General features: G+C 42.6%; 2 protein-coding genes. Both read right to left on the reverse strand.

The genetic code is table 11. The features are described 5' to 3' along the window. Nucleotides 1-115 (reverse strand): beta-propeller fold lactonase family protein (locus tag ACWHAR_RS26840; RefSeq protein ID WP_452088397.1); only part of this gene is annotated, 115 nt, incomplete at its 3' end. An 89-nt stretch (nucleotides 116-204) separates the two neighbouring features. Then, on the reverse strand, nucleotides 205-727 hold a 523-nt coding region (locus ACWHAR_RS26845; protein WP_452088396.1), incomplete at its 5' end, for a dimethylarginine dimethylaminohydrolase family protein.

Consider the following 727-nt stretch of genomic DNA (forward strand, 5'->3'; position numbering starts at 1 on the left):
TAGCGGCCAGCTTTGGCTCGCTGAGTGCTTTTTTCTCAGTATCAAGTTCAAATGAATAAATTCCTTCGCTTCCGCCTTTTGTATACGTCCCGACATATCCTATGTATTTTGTCATGCGATTTCCCCCTTAAAAATGATGTCACCTCTATATTAACGTATCTTGATAAAATAAGCTGTTCAAAACATGAAAAAGGGGAAGATTCTTCATTCGCCTCGAATCAGCGGCATTGTGCAGCACCTGAAGGAGCCGCCTGATTTAATAATTTCTGACAGGTCAATTTCGATAATGTGATAGCCTCTTTTCGATAGCTGTTGATTGACATGGCGGTTGCCAGGGAGACTGATGATCGTTTTTTTTCCGATTGAAAGGACGTTGGTGCCAAGCGTAAATTGTTCGTCCTCGGGCACCTCAATAAGATCATAACGTTTTGCCAGCATATCGGCTGCATCTGGCTCAATGGCCTGTGGATAAATTAACGCTTCGCTTTCAGATATAATGTTAAATACGCAGTCCAAATGCAAAAATTTTTCATGAAGCTTCACTGGAACGATCGTATATTCAGAAAGTGCCTCTTCCAGCTGGCCGATAGCTGAAATGTCGGTGCGCTGGCTGATTCCGACATAGACAATGTCATCATCGATAATGACGTCTCCGCCTTCAATACTCGTATCAAGCATGCGGGTGTAAGAGATACCTTGGCTGTGAAAAAAATCTTTTATAACGGCT

Source organism: Bacillus sp. LR--39 (assembly GCF_053613335.1).